At 58.2% G+C, this 2,117-nt stretch carries 4 protein-coding genes; 2 read left to right on the plus strand and 2 right to left on the minus strand.

Annotated features, from left to right (window positions below; genetic code table 11):
- Positions 1 to 193 (minus strand): RNA polymerase sigma factor (locus tag IE187_RS21055; RefSeq protein ID WP_268249550.1); only part of this gene is annotated, 193 nt, incomplete at its 3' end.
- Positions 194 to 482: 289 nt separating this feature from the next.
- On the opposite strand from IE187_RS21055, the gene IE187_RS21060 reads away from it, so the two are divergent.
- Both IE187_RS21060 and IE187_RS21065 read left to right on the plus strand, forming a co-directional pair.
- Positions 483 to 992, plus strand: coding sequence for a hypothetical protein (locus IE187_RS21060; RefSeq protein ID WP_189677948.1), 510 nt, complete (start codon positions 483 to 485; stop codon positions 990 to 992).
- A 27-nt stretch (positions 993 to 1,019) separates the two neighbouring features.
- On the plus strand, positions 1,020 to 1,367 hold the full coding sequence (locus IE187_RS21065) for a hypothetical protein (RefSeq protein WP_189677949.1): 348 nt from the start codon (positions 1,020 to 1,022) through the stop codon (positions 1,365 to 1,367).
- 138 nt (positions 1,368 to 1,505) lie between these two features.
- On the opposite strand, the gene IE187_RS21775 is transcribed toward IE187_RS21065, so the two are convergent.
- Positions 1,506 to 1,937 (minus strand): PilZ domain-containing protein, encoded by a 432-nt coding sequence (locus IE187_RS21775; RefSeq protein ID WP_368855619.1) that lies wholly within the window; start codon positions 1,935 to 1,937, stop codon positions 1,506 to 1,508.
- Between the last annotated feature and the right edge of the window lie 180 nt (positions 1,938 to 2,117).

The raw sequence follows: 2,117 nt of genomic DNA on the forward strand, positions 1-2,117 counted from the left end.
AATTGCTGCCTGGCTCGAAGCTTTTCCGGGCCGACCAGCACCGCAGCATCGTGTCTTGGAAAAGATCGTCGGCATCGAAGCTGTTACCGGTCAGGCGACGGGCTTGGGCGCGTAGTAGTGCTCTGTGGCGATCGAGAAGCTCCGCAAAAGGCTTATCGGCCGTGACCATCTTGTCGAAGCGTGCGTGGTACATGTCTCCATCTCCGCTCGTTTCAAATCGGATCCCCCCTGTACGCCCGGGTTTCTTGCTGGCTGATGAGCGCCGCGTGCCACCGTCACCCGCCAGTCTTTGTCGGTTGCCAAGGAAATACCGATATCACGACACGCCAAAGAACGGGGCGCGGATCCGCGCAAACCGATTGGCCCCGGCACAAAAGGTCCGAATAGGCCATAAATGAACCTCCGATAACAATCGCGTTCAGCCCGATTTCACAGCGACTCACCTACAACGGCACGATTGGATCATTCCGAGGAGACAAGCCGTGAAAAAGACGTTGATCTCAGCCTTGATAACCTCAAGCGTAGCTCTCGCCGCAATCGTTGCGGCTCCTGCATCGGCCCAGGATTACTACGGTCGCCAAGTCTATCACCAGCAGTATCAGGGTGATGGCGATGGATATGATCAGGACGCGAATTATCAGAACTACCGTCAGCAGCGCGAATATCAGCGCTACCAGCAGCAGCAGCGTCGCGCTCAGTACGAAAACCGCTACCAGCGCAGCCGCTACCAAGGATACTACAATACGCGTGATTACCAGAATTACGCGGATCGTGGCGAGTATCCACAGCACCAGACGTATTACCAGGGGCAGCGCTGCAAATCCGGTACCACTGGCGCCATACTCGGCGCAGTTGCCGGCGGCCTGCTTGGGCGTGAAATTGGTCGGGGTGGGCATTATGACCGCCCGAGCACGACAGGCCTTATTCTTGGTGCAGGTGGTGGCGCGTTGGCTGGCCGTGCAATCGAGCGCAGCGGGAACGACTGCCGGTAACACTGTCATCGTGTGAAGGAAGAAACCATGATGAACGCTCGCAAACTCGCTATGACGGTTGCATTGGCGACTGCCTCGGCCTTCGCGCTAGCCTCGCCTGCGTCGGCCCAAAGCTTCGGTGGTATTACACTGAGCTTTGGGTCAGGGGGATACAACAGCTACTCTTATGATGATGACGACAACTACCCTGCAAGCAGCTATTACACGTATGGCGTGCCACAGTATCAAAACTATTCTTACTACAGTCGACCCAGTTACGAGTGGCAAGAGCGAGCGCGCCTCGAACAGTGGCGCGCGGCGCAGCAAAGGCGGCTCTACTGGGAGCACGAACGTCGCGAGCATCAGCGCTGGCGCGATGACGACGACGACAATTAACGCTACGAGGGCATCCGGCTCGATAGGTGGGCTGAATGCCCTGAGGGCCTGGGCGGGAGCCGCGCCGTTCGACCAGCGGGATCGAGATATGCACCTGAAAAATGGTTGGGCGAAGCGACCCACCGCGACCTATGATTGCTATCGACGGTAAGGGTTCCGCAGGTCACCGGCCCATCCAGCGGTAGGACCGGGAGATGGATCAGACTTTTTGTGATTGGAAATCTGCTTTGGCTTCAGCGCCGCTCGTGTGCGCGCTTGGTCGGGATCAATCACCGTCGCAAACTTCAAGCCGGCCCACCCATCGGCAATCCAGACCACGGTTGCTGGCACTGCCTCCAGCGATCCGACGGTTATGACGACAGTAGCTCCTTTCCGAAGCGCGTCGCCCTGATCGACACGGACACCCCCGCTAGAGAGATCCCGTACCTTGTGGGTGCGAGCATGGTCCCCCCCGAACTGCTCGATAGTTGCGGCTAGCAGCACGCTGGTACGCACAGCGCGTTCCGCCATGGGCGGGGTATTCATCGCCGGTGGTATATCTGTAGCGATGGGCGTTTCGCAGCTTGGCATGCGCTTGCTGCTAGCCTGTCAGAATTAAAAATCAATTTGTCCTGCCGACGCTTGATTAGATCATTTGACCGGCGCCCTACACGCTCGATGCCGAGCAGCTGGAAGTGAACCGCCCCGGGTCTGCCGGAGGCCTTTGGTTGTGAGTCATGCTGCCATATCGATGTTGTCCGCGGCAGCATA

Source organism: Sphingomonas glacialis, assembly GCF_014653575.1.
Lineage (GTDB): Bacteria > Pseudomonadota > Alphaproteobacteria > Sphingomonadales > Sphingomonadaceae > Sphingomonas > Sphingomonas glacialis.